25 protein-coding genes and 1 tRNA gene are annotated in these 26,312 nt (G+C 71.2%); 10 read left to right on the plus strand and 16 right to left on the minus strand.

The window, feature by feature from the left end:
- A complete protein-coding gene (locus tag WMF29_RS32735) occupies positions 1-1,500 on the plus strand; it encodes a hypothetical protein (RefSeq protein ID WP_437324048.1) in 1,500 nt (499 codons plus the stop codon).
- A gap of 136 nt (positions 1,501-1,636) precedes the next feature.
- Here WMF29_RS32735 and WMF29_RS32740 read toward each other — a convergent pair whose 3' ends face one another.
- The 5 genes from WMF29_RS32740 to WMF29_RS32760 form a co-directional block, all read right to left on the minus strand.
- Entirely contained in the window at positions 1,637-1,879 is a 243-nt protein-coding gene (locus WMF29_RS32740) for a type II toxin-antitoxin system RelE family toxin (RefSeq protein WP_437324049.1), read from the minus strand.
- Complete coding sequence (locus WMF29_RS32745) at positions 1,876-2,151, minus strand: hypothetical protein (protein WP_437324050.1); 276 nt, start codon at positions 2,149-2,151, stop codon at positions 1,876-1,878. The genes WMF29_RS32740 and WMF29_RS32745 overlap by 4 nt, the downstream gene beginning before the upstream one ends.
- Before the next feature lie 470 nt (positions 2,152-2,621).
- On the minus strand, positions 2,622-3,377 hold the full coding sequence (locus tag WMF29_RS32750) for an SAM-dependent methyltransferase (RefSeq protein WP_437324051.1): 756 nt from the start codon (positions 3,375-3,377) through the stop codon (positions 2,622-2,624).
- Positions 3,378-3,412: 35 nt separating this feature from the next.
- Positions 3,413-4,285 carry an STAS domain-containing protein gene (locus WMF29_RS32755; RefSeq protein ID WP_437324052.1) on the minus strand — a complete coding sequence of 291 codons (873 nt, stop codon included), beginning with the start codon at positions 4,283-4,285 and terminating at the stop codon, positions 3,413-3,415.
- 387 nt (positions 4,286-4,672) lie between these two features.
- Positions 4,673-5,260: a thioredoxin family protein gene (locus WMF29_RS32760; protein ID WP_437324053.1), complete on the minus strand. Its 588-nt coding sequence runs from the start codon at positions 5,258-5,260 to the stop codon at positions 4,673-4,675.
- Here WMF29_RS32760 and WMF29_RS32765 point away from each other — a divergent pair.
- On the plus strand, positions 5,259-5,438 hold the full coding sequence (locus WMF29_RS32765; protein ID WP_437324054.1) for a hypothetical protein: 180 nt from the start codon (positions 5,259-5,261) through the stop codon (positions 5,436-5,438). The genes WMF29_RS32760 and WMF29_RS32765 overlap by 2 nt on opposite strands.
- A 45-nt stretch (positions 5,439-5,483) precedes the next feature.
- Here WMF29_RS32765 and WMF29_RS32770 read toward each other — a convergent pair whose 3' ends face one another.
- Positions 5,484-6,719: a glycosyl hydrolase family 18 protein gene (locus WMF29_RS32770; protein WP_437324055.1), complete on the minus strand. Its 1,236-nt coding sequence runs from the start codon at positions 6,717-6,719 to the stop codon at positions 5,484-5,486.
- A gap of 378 nt (positions 6,720-7,097) precedes the next feature.
- Between WMF29_RS32770 and WMF29_RS32775 the strand changes: the two genes are divergently transcribed.
- Positions 7,098-8,954 (plus strand): HEAT repeat domain-containing protein, encoded by a 1,857-nt coding sequence (locus WMF29_RS32775; RefSeq protein ID WP_437324056.1) that lies wholly within the window; start codon positions 7,098-7,100, stop codon positions 8,952-8,954.
- 625 nt (positions 8,955-9,579) lie between these two features.
- Here WMF29_RS32775 and WMF29_RS32780 read toward each other — a convergent pair.
- Positions 9,580-10,497, minus strand: a complete 918-nt coding sequence (locus WMF29_RS32780; protein ID WP_437324057.1) for a TIGR01777 family oxidoreductase — start codon at positions 10,495-10,497, stop codon at positions 9,580-9,582.
- 129 nt (positions 10,498-10,626) lie between these two features.
- Between WMF29_RS32780 and WMF29_RS32785 the strand changes: the two genes are divergently transcribed.
- Entirely contained in the window at positions 10,627-11,721 is a 1,095-nt protein-coding gene (locus tag WMF29_RS32785; protein ID WP_437331189.1) for a hypothetical protein, read from the plus strand.
- A 78-nt stretch (positions 11,722-11,799) separates the two neighbouring features.
- Here the strand turns inward: WMF29_RS32785 and WMF29_RS32790 are convergent, their stop codons facing one another.
- A complete protein-coding gene (locus WMF29_RS32790; RefSeq protein ID WP_437324058.1) occupies positions 11,800-12,573 on the minus strand; it encodes an acyl-CoA desaturase in 774 nt (257 codons plus the stop codon).
- A gap of 170 nt (positions 12,574-12,743) precedes the next feature.
- Here WMF29_RS32790 and WMF29_RS32795 point away from each other — a divergent pair, with 170 nt between their 5' ends.
- Positions 12,744-13,520: an NTP transferase domain-containing protein gene (locus WMF29_RS32795; RefSeq protein WP_437324059.1), complete on the plus strand. Its 777-nt coding sequence runs from the start codon at positions 12,744-12,746 to the stop codon at positions 13,518-13,520.
- A 15-nt stretch (positions 13,521-13,535) separates the two neighbouring features.
- On the opposite strand, the gene WMF29_RS32800 is transcribed toward WMF29_RS32795, so the two are convergent.
- Positions 13,536-14,525 carry a D-cysteine desulfhydrase family protein gene (locus tag WMF29_RS32800; protein WP_437324060.1) on the minus strand — a complete coding sequence of 330 codons (990 nt, stop codon included), beginning with the start codon at positions 14,523-14,525 and terminating at the stop codon, positions 13,536-13,538.
- Between the two features lie 139 nt (positions 14,526-14,664).
- Positions 14,665-16,389, minus strand: coding sequence for a hypothetical protein (locus WMF29_RS32805; protein ID WP_437324061.1), 1,725 nt, complete (start codon positions 16,387-16,389; stop codon positions 14,665-14,667).
- A 237-nt stretch (positions 16,390-16,626) separates the two neighbouring features.
- Between WMF29_RS32805 and hutH the strand changes: the two genes are divergently transcribed.
- Together hutH and WMF29_RS32815 are read left to right on the plus strand one after the other, a co-directional pair.
- A complete protein-coding gene (gene hutH, locus WMF29_RS32810) occupies positions 16,627-18,171 on the plus strand; it encodes a histidine ammonia-lyase (RefSeq protein WP_437324062.1) in 1,545 nt (514 codons plus the stop codon).
- 107 nt (positions 18,172-18,278) lie between these two features.
- Positions 18,279-18,626 (plus strand): hypothetical protein, encoded by a 348-nt coding sequence (locus tag WMF29_RS32815; RefSeq protein WP_437324063.1) that lies wholly within the window; start codon positions 18,279-18,281, stop codon positions 18,624-18,626.
- Between the two features lie 41 nt (positions 18,627-18,667).
- Here WMF29_RS32815 and WMF29_RS32820 read toward each other — a convergent pair whose 3' ends face one another.
- The 3 genes from WMF29_RS32820 to WMF29_RS32830 form a co-directional block, all read right to left on the minus strand.
- Complete coding sequence (locus WMF29_RS32820; RefSeq protein WP_272095040.1) at positions 18,668-18,868, minus strand: hypothetical protein; 201 nt, start codon at positions 18,866-18,868, stop codon at positions 18,668-18,670.
- 191 nt (positions 18,869-19,059) lie between these two features.
- Positions 19,060-19,142 (minus strand) — tRNA-Leu (locus WMF29_RS32825).
- 159 nt (positions 19,143-19,301) lie between these two features.
- On the minus strand, positions 19,302-19,700 hold the full coding sequence (locus WMF29_RS32830; protein ID WP_437324064.1) for a hypothetical protein: 399 nt from the start codon (positions 19,698-19,700) through the stop codon (positions 19,302-19,304).
- Between the two features lie 303 nt (positions 19,701-20,003).
- Here WMF29_RS32830 and WMF29_RS32835 point away from each other — a divergent pair, with 303 nt between their 5' ends.
- Together WMF29_RS32835 and WMF29_RS32840 are read left to right on the plus strand one after the other, a co-directional pair.
- A complete protein-coding gene (locus WMF29_RS32835) occupies positions 20,004-20,243 on the plus strand; it encodes a hypothetical protein (protein WP_437324065.1) in 240 nt (79 codons plus the stop codon).
- Between the two features lie 371 nt (positions 20,244-20,614).
- Positions 20,615-21,952 (plus strand): hypothetical protein, encoded by a 1,338-nt coding sequence (locus WMF29_RS32840; RefSeq protein ID WP_437324066.1) that lies wholly within the window; start codon positions 20,615-20,617, stop codon positions 21,950-21,952.
- Between the two features lie 152 nt (positions 21,953-22,104).
- Here the strand turns inward: WMF29_RS32840 and WMF29_RS32845 are convergent, their stop codons facing one another.
- Both WMF29_RS32845 and WMF29_RS32850 read right to left on the minus strand, forming a co-directional pair.
- Positions 22,105-22,293 carry an aldo/keto reductase gene (locus tag WMF29_RS32845; protein WP_437324067.1) on the minus strand — a complete coding sequence of 63 codons (189 nt, stop codon included), beginning with the start codon at positions 22,291-22,293 and terminating at the stop codon, positions 22,105-22,107.
- Between the two features lie 103 nt (positions 22,294-22,396).
- A complete protein-coding gene (locus tag WMF29_RS32850) occupies positions 22,397-23,311 on the minus strand; it encodes a LysR substrate-binding domain-containing protein (protein WP_437324068.1) in 915 nt (304 codons plus the stop codon).
- Between the two features lie 88 nt (positions 23,312-23,399).
- Between WMF29_RS32850 and WMF29_RS32855 the strand changes: the two genes are divergently transcribed.
- Positions 23,400-24,491, plus strand: coding sequence for a peroxiredoxin-like family protein (locus WMF29_RS32855; protein ID WP_437324069.1), 1,092 nt, complete (start codon positions 23,400-23,402; stop codon positions 24,489-24,491).
- A gap of 210 nt (positions 24,492-24,701) precedes the next feature.
- Here the strand turns inward: WMF29_RS32855 and WMF29_RS32860 are convergent, their stop codons facing one another.
- On the minus strand, positions 24,702-26,210 hold the full coding sequence (locus WMF29_RS32860; RefSeq protein WP_437324070.1) for a hypothetical protein: 1,509 nt from the start codon (positions 26,208-26,210) through the stop codon (positions 24,702-24,704).
- Between the last annotated feature and the right edge of the window lie 102 nt (positions 26,211-26,312).

The following is a 26,312-nucleotide window of genomic DNA, read 5'->3' on the forward strand; positions in this document are numbered from 1 at the left end:
GTGCCGGTCCCCACGTCCCAGCTCGCGAACCCCTCCATCGCCGGCCCGCTCGGCACGCTGGCGTTCTCGCAGGTGCGCCCGCTGAGCTCGTCGCTCGCGCTGCGCGCGATCCGGTGGCACCAGAGCCTGGAGCGGCTCGGGGTGGTCCTGCCGTTCGCGCTGGTGCACGACGCGGGCCTGCTCTTCTCGACGCCGCGCGAGCAGCTGGAGCTCGGTCCGCGCTGCGACCCGAAGGAGCTCGCGGGCCGGCTCCGGGACGCGGAGCGCATCGTGGAGGGGTACCGGGCGGTGCTCCGGGAGCTCGCCGAGAGCGAGGCGGCGCGATGCGCGGCGCAGCTCCGGATGAGCGACGACCTGGTGACGGTGGTGCTGTCGCGCCTCTTCGGCGCGGTCGCGGCGCGGACCCACGCGCCGCCGGCCTACCGCGCGATGCTCCCGGCGGACGCGTCGCTCTTCGAGGGGATCGAGCCGCAGCTCCGCGGGCTGTTCCTGTCGGCGCGGCGCGAGTTCGAGCAGCGGGCGCTGGAGGCGCTCGACGTCTCGCGGCTGTACGTGCTCACGATGTCGGACGCGCTCGACATCGAGACGCTGCGGCTGTTCGGCATGCTGGGCTCGGAGGCGTCGGCGGGGGCGCTCGCCCAGGTCGATCTGCTCGCGGCGCTCTCGTCGCCCGAGGCGAACGACATCGTGAATTTCTCGCTGGAGATCCTGCCGAGCGTGCTCGAGACGAAGACGCGCCCGGCCGCGGGCACGACGGCGGCGCACGGCTATTCGGGGCTGGGGACGCGCGGCTCGATCGACAGCATGGTGCTGACGGAGCTCGCGTGGGACGACATGGAGCTGGCGCGCCGCATCGCGGACAACGAGGTGCTGTATTTCGCGCGCGAGCAGAGCCGGGACGAGCAGCGGCGCATCCACTACCTGCTCATCGACGCGTCGGCGTCGATGCGCGGCGATCGCCAGACGTTCGCCCGGGGGATGGCGATCGCGACGGGCAAGCGGCTGCTGCTGGAGGGCGAGGACGTGGCGTTCCGCTTCTTCGACGCGCGGCTCTACGAGCTCTACCGGGCGAAGAACGGGCAGCTGCCGACGGCGCACCTGCTGTCGTTCAAGGGGGAGCGCGGGAGGAACCCGGCGCGGGTGTTCGCGGAGCTCGCGACGGATCTCGATCTGACGCGGCACCACGATCCGCGGACGCCGGTGGTGCACCTCTTCACGCACGCGGCGCTCTACATCCCGCGGGAGATGGTGCAGGCGGTGCAGAGCCATGCGCACATCTCGGCGGTGTTCATGCTGCCGTCGGGGGGGCAGCTGGACCTCGACTACCTGGATCTGCTGGATGCGCACTGGGTGGTGGACCACGCGACGGTGGCTAGTGGGGCGGCTCGGGCTAGCGCGGCCAAGGCGATCCTTGGGGAGAAAGACCGGCAAGACCGGCAGGACCGGCCCGAGGAGGGAGGTGGTGCCGCACGGCGCCTGGGGGCCCCGCCTCACGGGTAAGCAGGGGGCGGCCTTGGTGGCCGCAACGGGAGACGCGGGGGTGGCCTCGATGGTCCCCGGGCGCAGCCCGGTCCCGGCCCTCGCTAACATGAGCTCGGCGCTAACGGGAGCCCCCGGCGCGCTCGGCGCACGGCCCCTACACCCGGTACACCCACCAGACCCGCAGCACGCGCTCTCGGGCGTCACGCGTCAGCCGCACGCGGTACGACCCGACGCGCAGGCGCAGCGTCACGGCGTCGTCCTCCGGCAGGCGGTAGAAGTCGCCCTCGCCCGTCTTGGCGAAGCGCTCGACGGCCTCATCGATCCGGGCGGCGTCGGTCCACGGGAGGCGCTCCAGCGCGACGCGTCCGGGCGGGGTCCAGTCGACGAGCCACGTCATCGAGGACGAGAGGCCGTGCGCCCGCGGGCCCGCATGATCTCCTCGTACTCCACCAAGGCGCCCTCGGCTTCCGCTCGCCGCCGGATCTCGGCCATCACCTCCTCGTGCGGGATGAAGGGCCCCGCCGCGCCGGCCGCGACCGCCTCGCGCTCCTCGTCCGAGATCTGCTCGTCGTAGACCACGGGTGCGAGGCGGAACGCCCGCAGGACCGGGTCCTCCTCGTCGAGGTCGGGAGCCATGGCGGGCGCGGCGCTGTCTCGTCGGGGGCTCATGCCTGCAGGCTACTACGGGCCCCTCGACGGATCGACGGTGCAGGATGTGGAAAAATAGACCGCTGACGGCAATGCACGGCGTCAGCAGAGCCGCTCCCGCTCCCAGCGTTCCTGCACGTGTCGGCAGCGCGGACGCCCTCGACGAAGAGCCCGGCGGCCTCGTGGTCGTCCAGGTCCAGGCCGAGCCGGAGCAGCACCGCGCGGTCGCGCGGCGGGACCGAGCGGAGGATCTCCGCGGCGGAGCGGCAGCGAGGCACCGGCGCGGGCCTGCCACGGACGTCGTCCGACAGCCCCGCCCAAGGATGCTGGCGTTCCCCTGCTGGCATCCCAGAGCGGACAGGCCGCGTCGTCGCCGAAGTCGACCCGCTCGGCCATCCGCCCGTCGCAGTTCTGCCCCATGGCAGTGCGCAGCTCCGTGTAGTTCGGCGCTCTCACCGAAATGGATGGGGAGATGGGGAGCGGACTTTCCTTCAGTGATGCGCGATCAAGCCCCGCATCTCGAACGGGTTCACCTCGTACTCCTCCTCGGTAATGAAATCGTCGATGCCGAGCCACTCCGCCAGAGGACGGCATTCATCCACCCTCCATGGGGCAATGAGCGCCGCGATCTCCTCGGGCGTGCGCGGGTAGACCTTGACCCCGGCGAGGGAGCCGGCGCTGCTCAGCTGGCCCGCCGCCGCGGCGCCGCGCGACATGACGAAGCTGAGCGCCAGCACGCTGCCAGGGGCGCAGAACGCGTGCAGCTTCCGCAGGAGGTCGCGCGAGCTCGCATCGTCCATCATGTAGAGGATGCCGATGCCTCCGACCGCGATGCGGCGCTCCGCGCCGAAGAAGCGCGCCGCCGCCGCGAGCAACGGCGACGGGTCTCGCAGATCGGCCTGGATGTAGCGCATGTTCTGCTTGTCAGCCAGGATCTGCTCGCCGTAGATCACGCTCACCGGGTCGACGTCCGAAAACAGGATGCGGGCATCAGGCAGGTAGTCGTTGAGATGGCCCTGCGTCGGTAACCCCGAGGCGAGATCGAGCACGCTCGTGATACCCGCCTCGGACCATTGCTGGCCCACGAGCTGGATGAACCAGCGGTTGAGCTTCGCATATTTCGGATAGGTGGGTACGAGCTTCATGATCGCCGTGGCAGCGACGCGATCCACCTCGTAGTTGTGGTGCCCTCCGAGAACGTAGTCGTAAACCCGACCGACGTGCGGCTTGGTGGTGTCAATCTCCATGGTTTCCTCCCTGGGGTGAGCTCACGGCGCGCCCGTCAACGGCCGCGATACGAGCGAGCAGCCCCTCGCTGCGGGGGCGGACTGCCACAGACCTCGAGCCCTTCCCGCCGCAGCGCATAGAGGATGCCGCTCTGAAGATTGGCCAGGACCACGATGCCCGCGAGGCGGGCGTCCTGGTCGCTCAGCGCGCGGGCTGCCTCGGGGCGGATGCCGACCAGCACCGGGTGGGTGCCGAGGAGGTCGAGCGCACGCGCGGTGCGCACGAGCGCGTCGACGGCCTCCGCGTCCATCGCCGGCACGCCGGTCACGTCGATGATCGCGGTGCGCGCTTGCCGGTCCACCACCTCTCGCAAGAGGCACTCGGTGATCCTCCCCGCTCGCTCGGTATCGAGCTTTCCAATGAGCGGCAGCACCAAGATATGATCATACACGGGCATGATCGGCGTCGAGAGCTCGATGATCACACGGCGCAGCTCGCGCTCGCGGTTATGGATGGCGCGCTCGAGCGCGAGCTGCATCTCGTCGCGCTGGACACCGACCTCGCGCTTCTCCTGCTCCGCCACCGCGTCCACGAGCAGCGTCAGGTAGTCGTTCACGCGCGCCACGGCCTCCAGCGCTCCCGGCGTACTTCCAGGCAGACGCGCCAGCACCTCGCGCAAGAGGACACGGCTCAGCCCGAGGAGAGCCCGCAGCCCGAGCCCCTGCTGCCCGAGCTCTTGCCCGAGCGACACGACGGGCGCCGTGTCGCCGGCAGAGGAGAAATGGAACAGCTCGTCGAGGATCTGCTGCGCGACCTGCGGCAATCGAAATGGTGGGAGACCGCTGCGGTTGTGTAGGGCGTTGTCCTTGAGCACCTTCGCCGCGCTCTTCGCCAGCGCCTGGCGCTCCGGGCCGATCCAGCTCTGCATAGGAGGTCCGCTTCCTCGGTCTTGGCCGTGTTATGTCGTAGAGGTGCTCATGAAGTAGGAGAGTAGACCGCCTTCGGATCGGGTTTGTTGATCTGAGAGCCAGACTGGAATGGACCTCGGCCTCATGCCGCGATCCACTCACCATGAAGGCGAATGTATGGCTTCGCGAGGAACGCGCCCCCGAGATGCGGTCTCACTCCCCCCGTGCTGTGAACCTATCGTATCAGTGTCCTGACTGTCTATGTTCCATGACAAAAGCGGCCTGCAGCGGCGAGACCACCGCACAAGGTGTGGCCCGCGCCCCTTCAGAGCCAGTTCTGCCCAGAGCGGCGCCCGACGGGGGGCGACCTCGCCTCGTACGCCTCGGGATCGTACGCCTCGGGATCGTTACGGCGTTCTGCCGTGATACGCCGGCTCGTTGCCGGGCTTCCACTTGATGTTGCAGCCGATACTCGGGCGCTGCTCCGAGGGGACAGGCGCCGAGGAGAGCACCGCGTCGATGGCGGCGCGGAGATCGCGGCCCGTCACGGGGACCTCGTTGCCAGGGCGGCTGTCGTCGAGCTGACCGCGGTAAACCAACCGGCGATCCGGGCCGAAGAGGTAGAAATCCGGCGTGCAGGCGGCGCGGTACGCCCTGGCGACCTGCTGGGCCTCGTCGAGGAGGTAAGGGAACGTGTAGCCGACCTCGCGCGCCTCTCTGGCCATCGCCTCGGCGTTGTCGGCTGGATACGCGACGATATCGTTCGAGTTGATCGCCACGATGGCCACGTCGTCAGCGCCATAATCGCGCCTCAGCCGGGCGAGCTCGTGGCGGATGTGTTTGACGAACGGACAATGATTGCAGATGAACATCACGAGGAGCGCCCGCTGCCTGGTGAAATCCGACAGCGCGACCTGCTTTCCGGTGAAGTCGGGCAGCCTGAAGTCGGGCGCCGGGGTGCCCAGCTCAAGCATCGTGGACGGGGTGCGTGCCATGACAGGATTCTCCTCTCGCTGTGACGGCGCGCACCCTACCACGCCGCGGCCCTCGCCGCTGAACACCTCCCCCGCCCCCGCGCCCGCGGCGGCCGTCCTCTGGCTCGCGCGGCTCGCGCGGCTCGCGCGGCTCGCGCTCCCCTGCCCTCTCCATCGCCGGGGCGCGCTCAAGGTCTGAGCGCCTGTCCCGGCAGGGCCATGGGGCGCCCGCGGGGCGCGGCGGTCACCTCGGGAAGTGGCGCTCGATCATCGAGAAGAACGCCGCCCCGCCCGGCTCGCCGCCGATGCTCCAGTACGTCACCCCGCCGAGCCCACCCTGCTCGGCGACGACGACCTTCTCCTCGAGCGACGCGAGGTCCTCGAAGAAGAGGCGCTCGCCGCTCGCGAGGAGCCGGTTCGGCGACCTCCCCGCGGCGAGCCGCCCGCCCTCGTCGTCCGGACACCGGCTCATGTGGTCGGTGCTCGTCTCGTAGCCGTCGCCCGCGAGCTCCAGGCACTTGCTGAGCGGCTCGCACCCCACCACGGCGCCCCCGCTCCCCGGCGCCTCCGGCCCGAGGAGACCGTAGTTCGGCAGCCCGAAGATGAACTTCTCGCGGCGCGCGCCGCCGTCGAGCGAACCGATGTACGAGACGGTCTCCTCGAGCCACCCGAGCGGCGCGACCGGGCCCACGTGCGGTCCGCCGTGCCAGTGGTAGTCGTAGCTCATCACGTGCACGTGATCCGCCGAGGCGCTCAGCGCCTCGTAATCGAATACGCCCTTCGCGGACCCGACCGCCGGCACCGCGAGCGAGAGCTCCTTTCCTTGCGCGTGGAGGGCGCGCGCGAGCTCGTCGATGAACGCCGAGAACGCGGCCCGCTCGGCCCGGACCGTCTCGCCCGGCCCGAGGACGGACGAGAGGTGCTCGTAATCGATGTCGATCCCGTCGTAGCCGTTCTCCATCACGAGCGCGACGACGCCCGCCACGTGCCGCGCCCGGAGCGCGGGATCGTGGAGCATGGCGTGCACGGCGGCGACGTCGGGGCGGTCGATGGCGGCGATGAGGGGGATGAGCCGGGTTTGCGCGCCGCCGGCCGTCGTGCCGTCGAGGACGCGCCGGTCGTGGAAGCCGGCGAACGGCGCCTCCCGGCCGCGCGGGTGGTTCTCGAAGCTGGTCGGCGAGGCGACGCGCCACCACTTCGGGTGGACGGCGTCGAACGCCCCGGCGTGGGCCGCGAAGGTGTCGTATCCGAGCTCGGTCGACTCGGGATCTCCGAGGAACTCGTGCAGCCACCCGCAGAAGCGGTGATCGCCCGGCGCGCGCGCCGCCTGGCCCGCGCGCTGCGCGCGGGGCGCGGCCGACGCCGAGAGCTCGGCGCTCCCCACCTCGTCGAGCGACGGCGCGCGCTCGGCCGCGCCACCGCAAGAGACGGAGAGCGCGGCGGAGCAGGCGAGCATCAGAGTCTGGTGAAACAGCTTCATATCGTCCGCGCTCTAGCAGCCCACCGCCGCATCGACAGCCCGGTTCTCACGCTTCCGCGGGCCGCCTCACGCCGAGCCCGCGATGCGCCGTTTGACGGCTACTCCATCCCCGCGCCCCTGAGGAATCCCCTTATTTTGCAGCCCTTCTCAGCGGGAAATTGAACAGGGAGGCGGGGAGACGGGGAGTATTTTGAAGATTTCCCTCCCCGCCTCCCCGTCTCCCTGTGAATTTTCCGAAGAATCTGAGGGGATGCCTCAAGCCCTCGCCCCACACGCCGCGCCCTCGCGCCTCGCTCCGCCGGCGGCAGGGCCGGCGACGCTCACGCGCACGCCCGCCGCTCCCTCGGCCAGGGCCGGTGTACTACGCTCGCTCCCGGCATGACCCAAGGCGTCCGCCCCCTGCACGAGCTCCGCGACGAGGCGCGCTCCGCGCTGGCCAGGAGCGATCTCACGCGCGCGCGCGACGCGCTCTTCAGCGCCCTCCAGCACACCATCGCCCGCGAGGAGGAGTACGTCGCCATGACGGACGAGCTCCGCGACGTGCTGGTCCGGCTGGGCGACGCGCGGAGCGCGCTCACCGTCTCCTGGTACGGCGGCAACGAGCAGAGCCAGCGCCCGCTCATCGCCAAGGTCCCGCCCATCGACCGCGCGCGCACCGTGCTCGCCTGGGCCGAGCGCGAGCAGGACCCCGAGCGGCAGAGGCGGCTCTACGGCCGCGCCGCCGACGAGTACGAGGCCGCCGGCCTCGTCGCGCAGGCCGCCATCGCCCGCGAGCGCGGCCAGGACTTCGCCCGCGCCCGCGCCCTCTGGTCGCGCCTCGCCCAGCTGCTCTCCTCGTCGGGCAGCGACCTCTACGCCGCCGGCCTCGCCCGCTTCAACCTCGCCCGCACCTCGCTCCGCACGGGCGACGCCGCGGCGGCGCGCGAGGCCGTCTTCGCCTCCGTCCACCTGCTCGAGGAGGCCGCCGACAGGTACGAGACCATCGGCCAGCGCGAGCGCGCCTTCGACTGCTACCAGGTCCTCATCGCCGTCGGGCGCGAGAGCCGCGCCTTCGAGCACGTGCTCGAGGGCTACGTGAACGTCATCCGCATCCTGCGCGAGGACCACCTGCGCTACTACGCGCTCCAGTCCTACGAGGAGGCCGTCGCCGCGGCCGAGAAGCAGGGCGAGATCTCCGCCGCCGCGACGCTCGCCCGCGAGATGGCCGCGTACGCCCGGAAAGAGGGGCTCACCGCCGTCGCCAACTTCGCCGTGCTCGCGCAGGCCCGCCTCTGGCAAGAGGTGTCCGCCGTCTCGCAGAAGCGCGCCGCCCCGCCCGAGATCGCCGAGAACGCGCTGCTCGCCGCCGTGATCGCGCTCGGCGAGGCGGGGCAGTACAGCAAGGTGGGCGGCGTCTACCGCGCCCTCACGCAGCTGCCGCTCGAGGAGACCCGGAAGAAGCACTACGCCCGCGCCGGCCGCCGCTACGTGAACGCGCAGGACCTGCCGATCGACGCCTCGCCGCTGCCGGCGCACCTCCGCCACGAGCTCGGCTTCCCCGACGTCTGGCACATCGACCTCGTCGAGTGGGAGCAAGCCGGCAGCGCCGCCCAGGCGTGCGGCGACATCGTGCTCGACCCGGCGCAGTGGTCCGAGGTCACCCGCCGCCGCGCCATGCTCGCCCGGCTCACCGCGCTCGCCGTCGAGGGCGCGACGCCCGAGGCCGCCCCCGCGCAGCAGCTCATCAGCCTCGCGGAGCAGCTCGCGACGGTCGAGCTCTACACGATCCTCTCGCCGCTCGAGCGCCTGTTCCGCCGCGCCGAGCCGAAGATCCGGGTCGCCGTCGTCCGCGCGCTCTCCCACTTCCTCTACAAGCGCACGTTCATCACGATCCGCGACGCGCTCGTGGATCCCGATCCCACCGTGGTCCACGAGGCCGCCCGCGCGCTGGAAGAGCTGCGCTTCGCCCACGCCTTCGATCCGCTCGCCCGCATCTACCGCGAGTCGCAGGCCGCCGCCGTGCGCGCCAGCGCCGTGCGGGCGATCGCGAAGATCGACACCCTCGAGGCCGGCGAGATGCTCCTCGGCATCCTCCAGCACGAGGGCGCCGAGGAGCGCGCCGTAGCCGTCGAGGCGCTCAAGCGCGTGCGCGGCATGAAGTTCGTGGAGCTCGCCCGCGGCTCGCTCGCCGAGCTGACAGGCTCCGCGCAGGCGGTGGTGCGAGAGATCCTCCAGAGTCGTGGCCTCGGCCCCTGAGCGCGCCTGCACGACCACGCGCCTGCACGACCGCGCGCCCGCCGGCCGCGCCGGGGCTCCACGACGAACCACGACGGAGCCGCGCGGGGGTGATCCGCTGTCCGGGCGGCGAGCGCAGACTGCGCCTGGCTCCTCCCCTCTCTCACGCACCAGAGACCGCGCCTCGGGCGAGCCTCCGACGAGGAGGACGAGCAACCCCGCGATTGTGCGCTGCGGCAAGGGGATTCCCCTAACGAGTTTGGTTCTCGCAGCGCTTCTGGAGGGTGCACGTCGACATCCAGTCGGGATACCCTGCACGCGCCAATCCAACTCATCCCGAGAGCGCCTCGGAGCGCGATGGCGTAAGCATGGAAGCGGACGGAGCGCTTGGGGGAGCGCTGGGAAACCGCCGTCCGGGCTCCCGATGGTGCGCTGCTCGACACAGGTCGACTTCTCAGCGCGCCACCGGCGGCTCTTGTCTCGTGTGGGCAGCAGCTGGGCGCCGTGCCGCGGCGCCCAGCTGCCCGCCGCCAGCGCGCGCCGCTAGCGCGCGCCGATGCCGATCCAACGGCGGCCGGAGCGCGGCAGGTGCCCTGGCGCAGGGCGGCCGCGCAGGGCGGCCGGAGCTCGACCCGGGCGCGGGCGCTCAGCTGCGGAGGATCGACTCGAGCGCGGGCACGATGCGGGCGTAGCGGAACTTGTATCCGAGCTCTTCCGCCCGCCTGGGATAGACGCGCTGCCCGGTGGTGATGATCTCGGCCGCGTCGCCCATCCCCAGCTTCACCACGGCCTCGGGCACGCGGAGCCACGACGGCCGGTGGAGCACCGCGCCGATCGCCTGCGCGACCTCGTCGCCGGTCTGCGCGTACGGCGCGGTCATGTTGAAGGGGCCGCGCACCGCCTCGTTGTCCAGGGCGAGCAGGGTCATCCCCACGACGTCGTCGCGGTGGATCCACGAGATGACCTGCTTGCCGTCGCCGACGGGCCCGCCCAGGAAGAACCGGAAGGGGGCGATCATCTTGTCGAGCGCGCCGCCGCCCTCGCCGATCACGACGCCGATGCGCAGCTGCACCGAGCGGACGCCGTGCTGCTCCTCGACGGCGCGGGCCGCCTCTTCCCAGCGGACGACGACGTCGGCGAGGAAGCCCTCGCCGGGCGCCGCGTCCTCGTCGAGCACCTTCTCGCCCGGCTGCGGGCCGTAGTAGCCCACGGCGGACGCGCAGAGGAACGTGCTGGGCTTGCGCTTGGCCTTGCCGATCGCCTCGCCCATGAGGCGGGTCGTGTCGATGCGGCTCCTCACGATCTCGCGCCGCGCCTCCTCGGTCCACCGCTTGACGATGGTCTCGCCCGCGAGGTGGACGACCGCGTCCACGCCGTCGACCTCCTCGAACCACGGCCCCGCGGCGTCCGAGCTCCACGACACGACGCGCGCCCCGGGCAGCGCCGCCTGCGTCCGCCCCACGTCGCGCGTCAGCACCGTCACCCGATCACCCCGCGCAAGCAGCTCCTTCACGAGACCGCGCCCGATAAACCCGCTGCCGCCAGTGACAAGAACCGTCTTCACGCGATCTATCTATCACGGCTCGGACGGAGGCGGGGCGTCCCTTCGAGCGCCGCCCACGGAGCGCTCGGACGGCCCGGCAGCTGTCCAGTCGTGACGCCGAGCGCTGGAGACGGTAAGACGCCGGACGTGATGGATGACCTAGAGACCTTCAAGAAGCTTCCTCTCGGCGGCCTCGATCGCCGCTCGCTCGTGGGCTCGCTGGCCGAGCACGGCGCGCGCGTGGCGACCGAGCAGCTCGCGGCGCACCGCGCCCGTATCAGCCCGGCGGGCGCGCGCATCGCCCCGGACACAGCGGTGCTGATCCTGGGCGGCTCGAACGGCATGACCCGGGCGCTCGCCCTGCAGCTGCTCTTCGGGGAGCGGGCCGCGGTCTTCGCCGTGCACTTCGACAGCGAGAAGATGCAGATCGGCCCGCACCACGTGAAGGCGATCACGGACGCGGCGGAGGCCGAGGGGCTCACCGCGCGCTTCTGGAACAACGACGCCACGAGGCCGCAGGTGATCGACGAGGTCGTCGCCGCGCTGAAGGAGCGGTATCGGGCGGTGCACCTCGTGAACGGCATCGCGGCCGGCGCGATGAAGCGGTACGCGGAGCACGGGCCGACCAAGGTGAAGGACCTCGACGTCGCGTTCGATCCGGTGCTCCAGATCCCTGATTTCTCGCGCCCGGAGAACATCCGCAAGCTCGGGCTCGTCGAGGTGGACGTCGCGAACGAGGCGGACATCGAGCGGACCAACAAGTTCATGGGCACGTCGTCGCTCTTGTGGGCCGAGCCGCTCGCCGCGGCGGGGCTCATCGCGAAGGGCGAGAGCGTTGTGTCCTTCTGCGACTACGACTACCCGAGCGACGATCCGGTCTACGCGATGGGCCCGCTCGCCGGCGCGAAGATCCTGCAGCGCAAGACGATGGCGGAGATCCAGGAGCGGTTCGGGGCGAAGACGGCGCGCATCTGCTATCCGGCCCTGGCCACGACGGCGCTCGGGGCGATCCCCGGCGGGCTGCTGATGTACGGGCTCAGCACGCAGATCTTGAAGGAGCGCGGGCAGTTCAAGGACGTCATCGATCTCGCGCGCGAGACGATGGAGATCTGGCGTCCGAGCTGGGATGGGAGCGATCTGCGGGTGGACGCGGCCTACCAGGCGTGTCTGCCGGAGTTCAACAAGCGCAAGGAGCAGATCGGTCCGAAGGACGTCCCCGGCGCGTTCCGGCAGCTGTTCGAGTGAGCCCTTGCGCGCGGGGCCTCGGCTCCGCGCGCCGCGCTTCACGGCCGGCCGCGCTGCGCGCGCGGCCGGCGGCCCGCTCTACCCTTCAGCCCGAGCGACCTCGGGCTCCAGCCGGGCGACCTGGCACTTGTCGGACAGGCGGATGATCCCCACCCAGGCGAGCACGCGGATGACCTGATACGCCGGGTCGATCTCGAACCACCGCACCGCGAAGTTCGGGCTCATCGAGTACTTGTGGTGGTTGTTCTGGAAGAGCTCGCCGAGCGTCACGAGATCGAGGGCCAGCGTGTTGCGGGAGTCGTCGTCGCTGTCGAAGTTGCGGTAGCCGTAGCGGTGGCCGCACCAGTTCACGATCGCCCCGTGCAGCGGGCCCATGGTCCAGTGGAGCGGGAGGAACAGGAACTGCCACCAGTGCGAGGCGAAGGCCACGTAGAAGAGCACGTAGCCGGTGCCCCACGCGAGCCGGCCGATCCACGCGTTGCCGATGCGATCGAGCGTGGGCCACTGGGGGTAGCCGCCGAGGAAGCGCGGCTCCACGTCGGCCGTGCCGTCGTAGATCGCGTCGTAGCGGTGCGCGGTGTCCAGCATCATCCGGACAACATTCGAGTAGTACCGCGGCGAGTGCGGGTCCTTCGGCGTGTCGCTGTACGCGTGGTGCATGCGGTGCAAGATCGCGTAAACCCAGGGCACGAGGTACGACGAGCCCTGCGTGAGGTACGTGAGGAAGTGGAAAATCCGCTCCCATGGCTTCGACATCGTGAACATCCGATGCGAGGCGTACCTGTGCAGGAAGAAGGTCTGGAAAAAGACCGAGAGCGTAGAGTGGGCGATGAGGACGATCGCGATCTCCATGTTCGCGTCCTAACCCGGTGACGCGCGGCAGGGGGTCAGCTCACGGTCACGATTCCGTAACGGGCCTCGGGTCCGCGCGGCCTCTGGTCGCTTCTATGTCCGCGGGATTCCGCGGGAATCCCCGTGATTGTCCGTGATAAACCGAGTCCGTTCATGGTAACAGCGGTGTCGTGAAGGCCGTGATCATCGGTGCGGGCCGGGGCAGCCGGCTGCGTCACCTGACCGAAGAGCTGCCGAAGACGCTGGTCCCGATCCTTGGCCGCCCGATGCTCGACGGCATCCTCGAGGCGCTCGCCGCGGGCGGCTTCCGGCGGTCGGATATCGTGTTCGTCTGCGGCTACAAGGCCGACGTCATCCGGGCCGCCTACCCGGATCTGACGTACGTCGAGAACCGCGGCTGGGAGCAGAACAACATCCTTCTCTCGCTCCTCTGCGCGCGCGAGCACCTCGAGGGCGGCTTCGTCTCGACGTACGCCGACATCGTCTACCGGCCCGAGATCGTGGCGGGGCTGGTCCGCTCACCGCACGACATCGCGCTCGCCTGCGACACGGACTGGCGGCGCCGCTACGTGGGCCGCTCGCAGCACCCCGAGACCGACGCCGAGAAGCTCCGCGCCGGCGGCGCCGAGGGGGATCGCGTCCTCCAGATCTCGCGCCGCATCCCTTCGGAGTCCGCGACCGGCGAGTTCATCGGGGTGATGAAGCTCTCGGCGCGGGGCGCCGGGCAGTTCCTGGCCGCCTTCGACGCCGCGCGCGACGCCTTCTCGAATCGGCCGGAGTTCCGCGAGGGCCGCACGTTCCAGCGGGCCTACCTCATCGATCTGCTCCAGCACATGATCGAGTCCGGCGCCGACCTCCGCAAGCTCGACACCCACGGCGGCTACATGGAGATCGACACCCTGGAAGACGCGTCGATGGCCGACGCGTGGTGGCGCGGCGCGCCCTGAGGGCTCTGATCGGTTCTAGAGGGCGTCGGCGAAGGTCGCCCCCTGGGCGAGGAGCCCGGGGAGGCCGCCGGTGTGCAGGAACAGCACCCGCTTGCCCGATAGCTCGCCTCGCTCGGCCAGGTCCCAGAGCCCGGAGAACGCCTTGCCCGTGTACACGGGGTCGAGGACGAGGCCCGACAGCCGCGCCACCTGGAGGATCCGCGCTCGCTGCTCCGGCGTGGACACCCCGTAGGCAGGGCCCTTCGCCGAGTCGTCGATCACGAGGTGAGCGGGCGAGCCGAGGCGCGGCTCGAGCGCGCGCGCGTCGTCCATGATCCCGACAACGATCCGCGCGAACGTCGCCCTGTCGTCGCAGACCGCCATCGAGCGCACCTCGCCGGCGACCTCGTAGCGGGCCGCGCCGAGCGCCGTGCCCGCCGCCGTCCCGCCCGAGCCGCACGCGTGCACGATGACGTCGAACGGCTTGCCGCCCGCGAGGCCGAGATCGAGCTGCTTCCGGATCTCCTCCATCGCCCGCACGTAGCCGAGCGCGCCTAGGCCGTTCGAGCCGCCCTCGGGGATCACGTACGGCCGGCCGCCCGCCGCGCGGATCTCGGCGGCCGCTTCGGCCATCAGGGCGCCGCGGTCCCTGTATGCCTCGGGCGAGATCAGCCGGATCTCCGCGCCGGCGAGCCGGTCGAGCAGCACGTTGCCCTCGAGCGGCGCGTGGGCCGACGGGTCGCTCGTGCGCAGGAACAGCACCGAGCGCAGGCCGAGCGAGGCGCTCACCAGCGCGGTCGCGCGCGCGTGGTTCGACTGGAGGCCGCCGCAGGTGATGACGCGGTCGGCGCCCTCCTCCCGCGCGGCGGCGAGCAGGTACTCGAGCTTGCGGATCTTGTTGCCGGCCTCCGCGCCCGCCGTCATGTCGTCGCGCTTCACGTAGAGGTCGACGCCGAGCGCCTCGGCGAGCCGCTGCGGGCGCTGGATCGGTGTCGGAAGGTGGCTCAGCGCGAGTCGTTTGCGCATCGTTTCTCTCCGCTGTCTGCCAGGGGCGCCCGCTGCTGCGCGCGGACGGCCCTCGCAACCGCCCTCTAGCACCCTGGGCGGCCCTCGTCTGCTGTGTCGCGCGCGAGCTCGACCGAGGACCCGGCGAGCCCTGGCGGGCTCAGTGGATCACGCCCAGCTTGAGCGTGAGCAGGTACTGATCGGGGAGCTCGGCGCCCGCGGCGTCGTCGAAGGCGCCGCCCGGGAACAGGACCCCGGCCTCGGTGCCGAACTGGAGGGTGACGAGCCTGCCCATCGCGATGCGCGCGTCGACGCCGAGGTCCAGCTCGAGGCCGAGATCGCGGCGGCGGCTGTCGCCGCCGTCGTAGTTGGCCAGGCTGCCGCCCGCCCGCGGGGCGCCGTAGGGATCGACCAGATCCGAGGTCGCCTCGGCGATGACCGCGCCCGCCTTGAGGTCGAGCCAGCGCGCCGGCCGCACGATGATGCGCGGGTTCACGTAGGCGGCGCCGGGCACGCCTCCCTTGGACGGCAGCGACCTGATGCCTGGCTCGGGGGACGCGGCGAAGAGCTCCCGCTCGGCGATCGTGGCCGCGCGCGCCGTCTTCCAGGCGAGCACCTCGTCGAACAGGAGGAGCCCGACGTTGTGGCTCGGGTCGAAGGTGAAGCGCCGCGACACGCCGTCCGTGGGGTCGTCGTCGCCCGAGGCGTAGCCGGCCTCGATCTCCGTGACGACGCGCCCCCACCGCGCGGCTGGCCGCGGCCCGCGGCCCGCGACGTGCACCGCGCCGAGCGTCGCCGCGCCGCCGACCGAGCGCACCGTCACGGGCGAGCGCCCGAACGCGTGGCCGGAGGGCGGCGGGGGCCCGCTCGGGGCGAACGACGCCGCCCCGAGGATCACCGCGGCCTCGAGCTCGCCGTAGACGTGGGCGCGGCCCCCCGGCACCGGCGCGTTGAATCTGCCTGCCACGTCGAGGATGCCGGACGTGAGCACCTCGCTGAACCGGGCCGGGCTCGTCTTCGCGCGGCGCTCGCGCGCCTGCCGCCGCATGGCGCCGTAGATCCCGATCTCGCCGCGCCGCTCTCGCCAGAGCGCGGACACGACCGCCTGGAAGGCGCGATCGCCCTCGCCTTCGTCCTGCCCTTCGACGTCGTTGCCGAGCAGGTCGGCCGCGTTGTCCTCGAACACGAGGTCGCCCGCCACGGTCACGTGGAGCGGCCCGCCCTTGCCCATCGGCGTGGCCGCGAAGAGGACGCGTTCCATGAGCGAACCGCGCTCGTAGTCGCCGAAGACGCTCGCATGCTCGCCGTCGTTGACGACGAGCCCCATCCCCCAGTGCGCGCTCTGCTGGCCCACCCGGACGACGCCGAGCGCCCACGGCACCTCCAGGTAGAGGGTGCGCGGGTGCACCTCGTACCACGCCAGGGCGGCGCGCGCGTCGCGCACCTGCTCGACGTCACGCGTGGTGTCCCCGGCGATGAGGCCCCGGACGACGTCGATCTGCGCCACGATCGAGGCCTTGTCCTTGAAGTGGAAGCGCGGCGAGAGGCGCAGCCAGTGGGCGATGTACTGGCTCTGCCCGAGCGTCGTCGCGCCGGGAGCCGACAGGGGCGGCGCCCGGAGCGGCAGATCGCTCATGGCGCGGTAGCGGAGCTGGTACTCGCCCTGCAGCGAGAACGTCGATCGGGCGGGATCCGGCGGGGGCGGCGGCTTGCGGCCGGTGTCGAGCACGAGCCGCTCCTCGAAGTCGTCGACGGCCGGCGCGGACGGCGCGGCCGGCGGAGAGCCTCGCCCGGCGCTCGCTTCCTCGACGGGCTGAGCCGCGCTCGGCGAGGCGAGCGCGACAGCAAACGCAAGGGGGGCGAGGGGGACGAAGGCGAAGCGCATCGGAAGCAAGCAGCCGCTCACCAGCGCCCGGCCGGGAACGCGCGCCCGAAGGATAGGCGGATCGATCCCCGCCGGGCACTGGATTCTTCCGCCAACGGCGCGCAGCTGGCTTTTCGCGGGGCATCCGCCGCTCTAGCGTGCGCCTTCGTGACCCTTTCCACGCCGAGCGCCGCCGCTGGTTCTCCTTCTTCGCCGCCTCCGCCGCCTTCGTCACCTCCGTCGGATCCGTCGCGTCCGTTGCTCCTCGGCCGCCCGCTCTCGCTCGCGGATCTCGAGGAGGTCGCGCGGCGCGGTCGTCCGGCGGCGATCTGCGCCGAGGCGCGCGAGCGGGCGGCGGCCTCGCGCCGCGCGATCGACGCGATCGCGGCGGCGGGCGACGCTGCGCCGGCGGTGTACGGGATCAACACCGGCTTCGGCGCGCTCGCGGAGACGCGCATCGCGGATCACGACATCCGGGCGCTCCAGCGCAACCTCGTGCGGAGCCACGCCTGCGGGGTCGGGCCGGAGCTCGGCGAGGCCGAGGTGCGCGCCATGATCGTCCTGCGCGCGCAGGTGATCGCGCTGGGGCACTCCGGGGTGCGCACGGAGGTGCTCGATCTGCTCGCCGCCCTGCTCGAGCGCCGCGTGAGCCCGCGCATCCCTGCGCAGGGGTCGGTCGGCGCGTCGGGCGATCTGGCGCCGCTCGCGCACCTCGCGCTTGTGCTCATCGGCGAGGGGGAGGCGCGCTTCGAGGGGCAGCTCATGCCGAGCGCGGTGGCGCTCGCGAAGGCCGGCCTCGCGCCGATCGAGCTCGCGGCGAAGGAGGGGCTCGCGCTGATCAACGGGACCCAGTACATGACCGCGCTCGGCGCGCTGGCGCTGCGGGACGCGGCCGCGCTCTGCACGGTCGCGGACATCGCCGGCGCGGTGAGCCTCGAGGCGCTGATGGGCTCGAAGCGCCCGTTCGACGAGCGGCTGATGCGCGTCCGCCCGCACCCGGGCCAGGCCTGCACCGCCGGCAACCTGCGCGCGCTCCTCGGGGGCAGCGAGATCATGCAGAGCCACGCGGACTGCCCCAGGGTGCAGGACGCCTACTCGCTCCGCTGCATGCCCCAGGTCCACGGCGCGACGCGCGACGCTGTCGCCTGGGCCGCCGAGGTGCTGACCCGCGAGGTCAACAGCGTCACGGACAACCCCACGGTGTTCCTCGGGGATGGGCCGGACGGCGGCGCCGAGCTGATCTCGGGCGGCAACTTCCACGGGCAGCCGGTCGCGCTCGCCCTGGATCTCGCCGCGATGGCGGCGGCGGAGCTCGCGAACATCAGCGAGCGGCGGGTCGAGCAGCTGGTCAACCCCGCGCTCTCGACCGGGCTCACGCCGTTCCTGGCGCCGCACAGCGGGCTGCACTCGGGGTTCATGATCGCCCAGGTGGCGAGCGCCTCGCTGGTGAGCGAGAACAAGGTGCTCTGCCACCCGGCGAGCGTCGACTCGATCCCCTCGAGCGCCGGCCGCGAGGACCACGTGAGCATGGGCAGCATCAGCGCCCGAAAGCTCGCGCAGGTGATCGAGAACGTCCGGAGCTCGCTGGCGATCGAGCTCATCACGGCGGCCCAGGGCGTGGACCAGCGGCTCCCGCTCCGCCCCAGCGCCGGCGTCGCGGCCGCCCACGCCGCCATCCGCCGCGTGGTGCCAGGGCTCACCGAGGACCGCCCCCTCTACCGCGACATCGCGGCGGCCGCGGAGCTCATCCAGAGCGGGGCGCTCATCGCCGCGGTGGAGGAGGCGGTGGGCCCTCTCAACTGATTATTTCTGTTACGAAAATTACATCTGAGACGATTTAGAGGAAATCTTACGCGAGATAAGGGAATGCGATCGGTCCATTGCGGGGCGAGTTGCTGTACATTGGCTCAGTGCCCATTCCGGTCAGCGCCCCGCCGTTTCCCTTCGATGCCGTGCGGGATCTGCTCGGGGTGGTGCGGACGATCTACGTGGCGGCGAAGGAGGGGGGGTCGTCGCGGGAGGAGCTCGCTCGCATCGCGCAGGTGGGCAAGGAGCTGAGCCGGGCGCTGGATCTGGCCGGATCGCCCCAGCAGGGGGCGTCGGGGCTGTCGGCGGCGTGGAAAGTGGCGGACAGGGCGATGCTCCAGGTGAACGACCTGGTGGATCCGCTCACACCGGCGGCGCCGCTCCTGATGGCGGCCCGGAGCCGGGTGACCGGGAGCCGGCTGACGCTGCGGAGCAAGCCGCAGGGGCGGTAGGAGACCTGCCCCCTCGGTGGCCTACTGTAGGGCTGGAATCGTCAGCTGCGACCGAAGAACCTGCGTCCACGCGACCGCTCGGCGTCGCGCCGGATGCCCTGCATCACCACGCGGATGAGCTCACGGTTGTAGGCGCGCCTGTCGTGGCGCTTGTGCTCGGGCAGCTTGACGCCCAGAGCGTGTGCGAGACGTTCTACGTTCTCTACCTTCGCCTCGCGCAGACAGTCGATGTCCAGATCCATGGAGTGGCGCTCCCATTACTCGAATCCACTCGGCTTGTCGAGCCCAGAGGACACGAGCGTGGCTGCGCGCCGTTTCCCATCGGGTTCCCGCCGGACCATGGCAGGCTCCCATCAGACCGTGACGGGCATGCGGCGTCCCGGGCACGTCGGCGCCACGAGGCGCGCCAGCTCGGCGCGCCGCACGTAGGAGGTAGCCCCGCCCGGACTCGAACCGGGACGCCCGCGAGGGCCGCGGATTTTAAATCCACCGCGTCTGCCATTTCGCCACGGGGCCAAGATGTTGATATTACTTTGATTTTTACTTTTGGGAGCCCACGCTCGCCTTCGTTTGTGCTGTTTCCGGCTAGCTCGGGGATCGCCTAGGCGAGGGAAGCTAGCTCGCCAAGGCCCAGCTCTGCAAACGTCCTGGCGGCTCGGCGGTATCTCTGGATCATCACGCTCGATCGATGGCCGGTTCTGTCGGCCACCCAGGTCTCGCTGCGGCCGTTCGCCAGGGCGACTGTGATGAACGTTGAGCGCGGGTCGTGGGCGCGGACCTGCTGGCGCTCGCACGCGGGTCGTTCGTCTTGTTCTTCTTGAGGCGCAGCGCACCGCGATCGATGTCGACGTCCTGCACCTGCGGGCGCGCCGCCTCGCTGATGCGCGGGCCCTCGCGGTTCAGGAAGCCCCAGAGGACGCGCCAGCACAGCGGGATCGAGGTGCTGGCCAGCAGGCGCGCGTCCTCGTCGGGGTAGAGGCAGGCTTTCGCCTTCGCGGGGCCGAGCTTCGGGCGGAAGTCGCGGGGGAGCGGGTTGGTCGCGAGGAGACGGCACGGGAAAACGGCCATCGCCATGAGCCGATGGAGAAGCTGCGCGATGTGGCGGCGCGACGCGGGGGACATCGGCGGGAGCGCACGCCTGCTCCTCGGTCCGCTTGGGGTCGACGGGGAAGCTCTCCCGGTCCTTGTCGCCGACGAGGACGCGGACGTAGAGCCGCCCAGCGTCGTTGCGGAAGAGCGATCCCGTGGGCTTGCGGGGCATGGCGCCCCCTGTTCTACCGCGATTCGCAGCCGCGCTCACGCCTGGAGCGGCCCGCCTGCGCAGGGGGCCCGCGCGAGGCCGACCTCAGGGAGCGCCGCCGCTACGCCGGCGAGACCGTGCTCGGCATCGTTCGCCCCGCGCGCCGCAAGCGCAGGGACGGCGTCGAGCTTCGTCTTGAGCCAGGCAATGTGTTCGGGGTGCTGCGCAGCGGGCACCGGCCCATGTCGCAACATGCCCGCCGCCTGCTCGGCCAGGTGGTGTCCTCGCTCGAGAAGCCGCGCCTCGAGGAGGCAATCGTCCTGCGGTACGTCGGGGAGATCGGCGGCAGCTCGCGGAGCGGGGGTTGTGTAGCCTGACTTTTTGCCGCCTGGACGGTCGGATCTGAGCCTGAGCCCAGGTCGCGGTGATGCGACGAAGGTATTGCAACTGCAAACGGATTCGCATATCGGTGCACTATGGGAGACCATGCGCGCCTAGCGCTCTGGTGCTGCGGAGGTATCGGGCGATCGCGGGCGGTATCCAGGCGACCGTGGGCTCTCAAGGGACCAAGTCTTTTTGGGAAGGGACAAGAATCATGAACCACCGAGCTCGATATACCCTCTCGGCGCTGATCGCAGCTGCATCGATGAGCGTCGGAGGCCCAGCCTCTGCCGACGTGACCATCTGGGGAAACGTATCGCCTCAGAACCCAACGGACCCATGGGACCTCGGACCGAACCGGCTCCGCGTGGGAACCGGCGCGGTCGAGGTGACCGATGGCGGGACGTTGATCAGCCCCGGCGCAACCGTGCGGGCGAGCTTCGATCCCGGCATCATCCTGGTCGACGGGTATGGCTCGACCTGGATCAACAACGGATCCATCGAGGTCGGCGACGATTTCGAGAGTCGGATCGTCATCCGTCACGGCGCCGAGGCGATCACCGATGATCTCGTGGTGGGCATCGGAGGCGACACGAAATCTGGCCGCGCGCTCGTCGAGGGGTACGACGCCACCCTGACGAGCAGGACGACGACCTACATCGGCACGCAGGGGCATGGGACCCTGGAGCTCAAGCAAGGAGCGAGCTTCTTCTCACACGACGTCTACTTCGGCGGCATCATCGGCCGCAGCTGCGGGACCTGCACCGGCGAAGCCATCATTACGGGCACCGCGACGAGGTGGGTGAGCACGGGAGCGTTCGTCCTGGGCATGAGGAGCCGCGGCTTGCTGGACATTCGGAGCGGCCAGCTCTCCACCGTGGACGCGCGCATCGGCGGCGATGGCTTCATGAACAGCAGCGCGAGCGTCAGAGGCTGGGGCGGCACCTGGACCAACCAGGGGCTCCTCCAGGTGGGATCGAACTACGGATATGGCACGCTTACCGTCGGCGCTTATGGGACCCTGACCACAGAAGATACCGAGATCCGCTCGGAGCTCGGAGGTGGCTTCGTCATGGTGAACGACGTCTATGCGTCGTGGCTGAACAGCGGCGATGTTTCGATCTTCGCCTCTCTGTCGCAGTCTCCGTCGCTCCTGATCGACAAGGGCGCCTCCGTGAGGATCGGCGGCCTCCTCCGGACAGCGCTGTTGTTCGGCGGCTATCCCTATCTGGGGCCCTCCGTGCGGCTCGCGAAGGGCGACCTCGTCGCAGGCGCGATCGACGTCGATGCGGGCGACCTCGACTTCGCTGGCGGGCGCCTCGAGACCGGCAGCTTCCTGGGCGATCTCGCCAACACGCAGGCCGGCGAGCTCTCCGTCGGAGAGGTCTACCCTTCGACCGGCATCGCCGGCACCTACAGCCAGGGGCCGGGCGCCGCCCTCCGCGTCACGGTCGCAGGCTCGAGCTCCTCGCCGCTCCTCCAGGTGGATGGGGACGTCAACCTCGACGGGGCGCTGGAGGTCCTGCCGGCCGCCGGGTCCGTGTCGTTCCAGGCCGGGGACACCATCGTTCTGCTCGGCTGGAGCGGTGACCTCACGGGGACGTTCGCCTCCGTGAACATCGCCTTGCCGCTCGCCCCAGGGCTCGCCTGGGACACTTCCGCGCTGTACACGACCGGCGAGATCACCGTCGTAACCGCAACCTGAGCGCCGCTGGCTTTCGAAGCAGAGGCGCCTCTCCGCGATGTACCTCCCCGACGGGGAGACCTGGATCCCGGCGCAGGTGTTCTCCCGGCTGCTCACGCCGTCGAACGTGAGCTGGGCGATGGAGTTGAGACCGAGGTTGGTGACGAAGGCGTTCACGGGGGCAGCGGATCGTCCTTCCGCTCGCGCTGCCAGAGCGCGCGAATGGCATCGACGGTCTCGGGGGCAAGCCGCGCGTTTGCAGCGGCGAAGTTGTCGAGCGCCTGCTCGACGGACTTCGCGCCGGGGATGACGGTGGATACCTGCAGCTGGGCCAGGATGTACTGGAGCGCGGCGTGCATCATCGAGGTGCCCGGGGGAAGCGCGCCTCGTACGGGCCCGAGCCGCCCCCGAGGTTCTGCGGCACGAAGACGGCGCCGATCCGGGCGTAGGCGAGGCTCTGCTCGATCATCGCGTAGAGCGCCGCTTCGCCGCGCCGTCGGGCGCGAGGGCGCGGCGGAGGTGATCGGTGAAGGCGCGCACCTTCGGCAGGACGTGGCGGGTCGGGAGCGATACGACCGAGATCGCGACCGCATCGCACGCGGTGTCCGGGAGCACTTCGACGAGCTTCCGCGCCTTGCCCGCGCGCGCCAGCATGAAGTCGCAGAGCCACGCGAGGCCGGCGCCCTCGATCGCCAGCTCGATCAGCGCCTCGCCGTCGTCGACGACGATGCGCCGCGTGGGCGCGATCTCGCGCACCTTCACGCCGTCGCGGAGGCGCCAGGGGATGAGCCGGCCGTGCAGCGCGTACCCGAGGCGCACGTGGCGCTCGAGGTCGTCGACCGTGCGAGGCCGGCCGTGCTCGCGCAGGTAGCCGGGCGCGCCGCAGACGAGCATCCGAGAGCGGCCGACCGGGCGTGCGATCAGACCCGAGTCCGGCAGCGTGCCCAGCCGGACCGCGACGTCGATCCGCTCCGACGCGAGATCGGCCGGGTCGTCGCGCAGCACGAGCTCGACGTCGACGTCGGGGTAGCGCTCGGCGAAGCGCGCGAGCACCGGCACGATCACGTGACGGCCGATCACCGTCGGCGCCTCCACGCGGAGGAGCCCGGCCGGTCGATCGCGCAGACCCGAGGTGGCGCGCTGCGCGTCGTCGAGCTCGCGCAGCGCGGCGCGGGCGCGCTCGAAGAACGCGCGCCCTTCGTCGGAGAGCGTCACCGCGCGCGTGGTGCGGTGGAAGAGCCGCACGCCGACCTCGCCCTCGAGCTGCGTGATGCGGCGGCTGACCGCGGACGGCGTGACGCGCAGCCGGCGCGCGGCGAGCGTGAAGCTCCCGAGCTCCGCGGCCTCGACGAACGCTTCGATCGCTGCGAGCCGGTCCATGTCGCACCTCGATTGATGCGTATCATGCACGAAAGTTGTTCGCCTTCGGCGATGGTTTGCGCCGCGCGCACGAGCCACGGTGCCCTGCATGAGCACCGTGAACGTCGGCGCCACCTCTCCCAGCCCGCGCGCCCGGGCGGTCACCATCGGAGCGATCACGACGCTCGTCGCGACCGCGATCCACCACGTCTACGGCGGCGTTCGGTACGCGACGCCGTGGCGCCTCCACGGCGCCGCCGTCGCGCTCGCGCTCTGCGTCCCCATCGCGCTGGCGTACGCGGGGTACCGGCGGAGCCCGGGCACGCGCGCCGGCCGCATCTCCGGGGGCTCGCTCGCGGCGCTCGCCCTCGCGTTCCCGGTGACGTCGATCGGGCTCTTCGAGGGCGCATACAACCACCTCGCGAAGAACGTCCTCTTCTTCGCGGGCGCGCCTCGCGACCTGCTCCTCCGGATGTTCCCGCCGCCCACCTACGAGCTCCCCAGCGATGCCTTCTTCGAGATCACCGGCGTCGGGCAGATCGTCCCCGCGGCGATCACCGCGATCGCGGCCCTCGGCCTGATCGGCGACCTGCGCCGCCGTGTCACGAGGCTCGCGCCCGGGGCCGTACTCGGCGCGCGCGAGCTCGTGGGCGTCCACGGCGAGCGGATCCGCATCCCCGATCCCACGCGGATCGTGCACCTCCAGCTCCGTCGCTTCGCGGGCTGTCCGGTGTGCAACCTCCACCTCCGCTCGATCACCGTGCGTCACGACGAGATCGCGGCGGCCGGGATCCGCGAGGTGGTCGTGTTCCACTCGAGCGCCGACGAGCTCCGGCTCCACACCGACGGGCTCCCCTTCGCGGTGGTGCCCGATCCCGAGAAGCGGCTGTACGCGGAGCTCGGCGCCGAGCCGTCGCTCCTCTCGGTGCTCGATCCGCGCGTGTGGCCCACCATCGTCCACTCGGTGGCGCGGAGCGCGATCGCGATCCTGCGCGGTCGCGAGCGGCCGCCCGCGCTGATCCCGACCGGCGGTCGCTTCGGGCTCCCGGCCGACTTCCTCGTGGCGCCCGACGGCAGCGTGCTCGCGAGCAAGTACGGCGAGCACGCGGGCGATCAGTGGTCGGTCGACGAGGTCCTCGCGCTGACGCGTGCGCCTGCGGTGTCGAGCGTGCGCGCGGCCGCCGAGGTGTGCGCGCCGTGAGGGAGCCCCCGAGGGCTCGGCCAACGACAACCTCGACGGTCTGCTCGAAGTCACAGCCAGGAAGACGAGCCGCTCCCGCCCTCATCGTCCCAGCCCTCGATCCTTACCGCATCTTGCACATTGAACCCGTCGAGCTCCGCCACGAGCGGTCCCCTCCGCTTCGCCTCGAACGTGGCCTCGCCGGCGCCGTCCCCCCGGACGTGACCGCGGCTATTCGGCTTCGGGGAAGCGAAGCGTCTCGTGGGCCTCGCCGCTCGGCCCCCTCACCAGCGTGCCATCGACGTTCCAGCTGATACCGCCCTTGCCCGGCGGCCCGAGCTCGACCGTGAGCCCCTCCACCGTGAGCTGGTCCTCGTCGAGGTAGGCGATGCCGATCGAGTCGCCGCCGCGTCCGGGGCCGCCGTAGCCGCCGGGGCCTCCGTCGCCCCCGTCGCCACCGGCACAGGCCCGGGTGCCGTCGCCCAAGGCGCCTCCCTTCCCGCCTCGGCCGCCTCTGCCGGCTTTCTCGGGGGCGCCAGCATTGCCGCCCGGACCGGCCTCGCCTGTCCAGATCGAGGTGTCGCGCACGGTCAGCTTGGCGTGAAGCGCGATGATGCCAATCGTCGGATGTCCGTTCTCGCCCCCTCGACCGCCTCGGCCAGCGCAGCCGCCAGCGCCCCCGGAGCCGCCGCTGGCGCCTCCCTTGGACGCCGCATCGCAGACGGCGAGCCCGCCCCGACGACCGCCTCCCCCGCCGCCGCCCTGGCCTGGCGTGCCATCGCCTCCGTAGCTGGCTCTGCCGCCTTCCCACCCTCTCGGGGTGATGTCCCCGATGCCCCCATCGACGGTGCCCAGCGCACCGGGCTCGCCATCGAGCCCGGCTTGACCCGCTTCGCAAGGGGCGTCCGTCTCCTCCCCCGCTCCCCCCCGTCCGTCCGTCGAGGTGGCCGCCACGCGCGGCTCCCCGTACTCGCCGTCGCCAGCGGCGTCGGGCAGCCCATCCCCTCCTTTGCCACCGATGCTCGGGACGGCGCTCGGGATGACTTCGAAGCACGGGTTCTCCACTGCTGCGCCGCCAGGAACGGTGGCCGCCGAGCACGCGTCTCCCCCCTCCTGCCCATCGTGTCCATCTCTTCCCCGGTTCGGCGAGGGCCACGGGTAGCCATCGTCGCCCGCCGTCCCGGCTCCGGTGTGAATCTGGCCCCGGATCAGCTCCGCCGTCGTGTTGGAGTGGACGAGCATCGCGGTCGAGCCCTCCGCCCAGAGCTGCACGTCCATGATCATCGATACCCCGTCCGCGGCTCCCGTCTCTCCGGGGGCCGACGGCATGACGGTCAAGGAGCGGGAGCTCGAGTTCAGCGATGTAATCCGCGTGGGATCGTCGTTCTCACGCTCCCACGTGGTGCAGTTGAATCCCCCGACGAGATCCACGCCGGACGGCAGCGAGATGGGAGCACGGAACGACTGGTTGCACACGAAGACGCGTCCTCGCCCGGTACTCGCGAGCTCGATGCCGCGGTCCAGGCTCTGCACCGGCCTGGACCTCGTGCCGGGGTTTTCGTCATCCGCCCCCAGGGTGTAGCCGGCGACGAACACCCCGCAGCCAACCTCCGGAATACCGACGGCGAGGCGCTCGAGACAGGAGGACTCCGACGGCGCGCCCGCTGGCGATGCGGCACTGCAGCCGGCCGCGACGAGCAACAGCGCAGAGGACAGGCATGTAAGGCTCGGGTTTCGCATGGTTCTCCGTCAATGTTACGCCGCAGGTACAGGGCCGTTCAACGCGGAGCGGCCGCGGGCCACGTGATCGAGGTCGGCCACGTCGCTGCCCTCCGCTTGACG

The organism is Sorangium sp. So ce381 (assembly GCF_051473845.1).
Lineage (GTDB): Bacteria > Myxococcota_A > Polyangia > Polyangiales > Polyangiaceae > Sorangium > Sorangium atrum.

Excerpts from the sequence above, each read along its gene's own strand:
- WMF29_RS32740 (WP_437324049.1), bottom strand. The coding sequence starts at position 1,879 with ATGACGTGGCTCGTCGACTGGACCCCGCCCGGACGCGTCGCGCTGGAG.
- WMF29_RS32745 (WP_437324050.1), bottom strand. The coding sequence starts at position 2,151 with ATGAGCCCCCGACGAGACAGCGCCGCGCCCGCCATGGCTCCCGACCTC.
- WMF29_RS32750 (WP_437324051.1), bottom strand. The coding sequence starts at position 3,377 with ATGGAGATTGACACCACCAAGCCGCACGTCGGTCGGGTTTACGACTAC.
- WMF29_RS32755 (WP_437324052.1), bottom strand. The coding sequence starts at position 4,285 with ATGCAGAGCTGGATCGGCCCGGAGCGCCAGGCGCTGGCGAAGAGCGCG.
- WMF29_RS32765 (WP_437324054.1), top strand. The coding sequence starts at position 5,259 with ATGACAGGATTCTCCTCTCGCTGTGACGGCGCGCACCCTACCACGCCG.
- WMF29_RS32760 (WP_437324053.1), bottom strand. The coding sequence starts at position 5,260 with ATGGCACGCACCCCGTCCACGATGCTTGAGCTGGGCACCCCGGCGCCC.
- WMF29_RS32770 (WP_437324055.1), bottom strand. The coding sequence starts at position 6,719 with ATGAAGCTGTTTCACCAGACTCTGATGCTCGCCTGCTCCGCCGCGCTC.
- WMF29_RS32775 (WP_437324056.1), top strand. The coding sequence starts at position 7,098 with ATGACCCAAGGCGTCCGCCCCCTGCACGAGCTCCGCGACGAGGCGCGC.
- WMF29_RS32785 (WP_437331189.1), top strand. The coding sequence starts at position 10,627 with ATGGATGACCTAGAGACCTTCAAGAAGCTTCCTCTCGGCGGCCTCGAT.
- WMF29_RS32790 (WP_437324058.1), bottom strand. The coding sequence starts at position 12,573 with ATGGAGATCGCGATCGTCCTCATCGCCCACTCTACGCTCTCGGTCTTT.
- WMF29_RS32800 (WP_437324060.1), bottom strand. The coding sequence starts at position 14,525 with ATGCGCAAACGACTCGCGCTGAGCCACCTTCCGACACCGATCCAGCGC.
- WMF29_RS32805 (WP_437324061.1), bottom strand. The coding sequence starts at position 16,389 with ATGCGCTTCGCCTTCGTCCCCCTCGCCCCCCTTGCGTTTGCTGTCGCG.
- WMF29_RS32820 (WP_272095040.1), bottom strand. The coding sequence starts at position 18,868 with ATGGATCTGGACATCGACTGTCTGCGCGAGGCGAAGGTAGAGAACGTA.
- WMF29_RS32830 (WP_437324064.1), bottom strand. The coding sequence starts at position 19,700 with ATGGCGATGGCCGTTTTCCCGTGCCGTCTCCTCGCGACCAACCCGCTC.
- WMF29_RS32845 (WP_437324067.1), bottom strand. The coding sequence starts at position 22,293 with ATGATGCACGCCGCGCTCCAGTACATCCTGGCCCAGCTGCAGGTATCC.
- WMF29_RS32850 (WP_437324068.1), bottom strand. The coding sequence starts at position 23,311 with ATGGACCGGCTCGCAGCGATCGAAGCGTTCGTCGAGGCCGCGGAGCTC.
- WMF29_RS32855 (WP_437324069.1), top strand. The coding sequence starts at position 23,400 with ATGAGCACCGTGAACGTCGGCGCCACCTCTCCCAGCCCGCGCGCCCGG.
- WMF29_RS32860 (WP_437324070.1), bottom strand. The coding sequence starts at position 26,210 with ATGCGAAACCCGAGCCTTACATGCCTGTCCTCTGCGCTGTTGCTCGTC.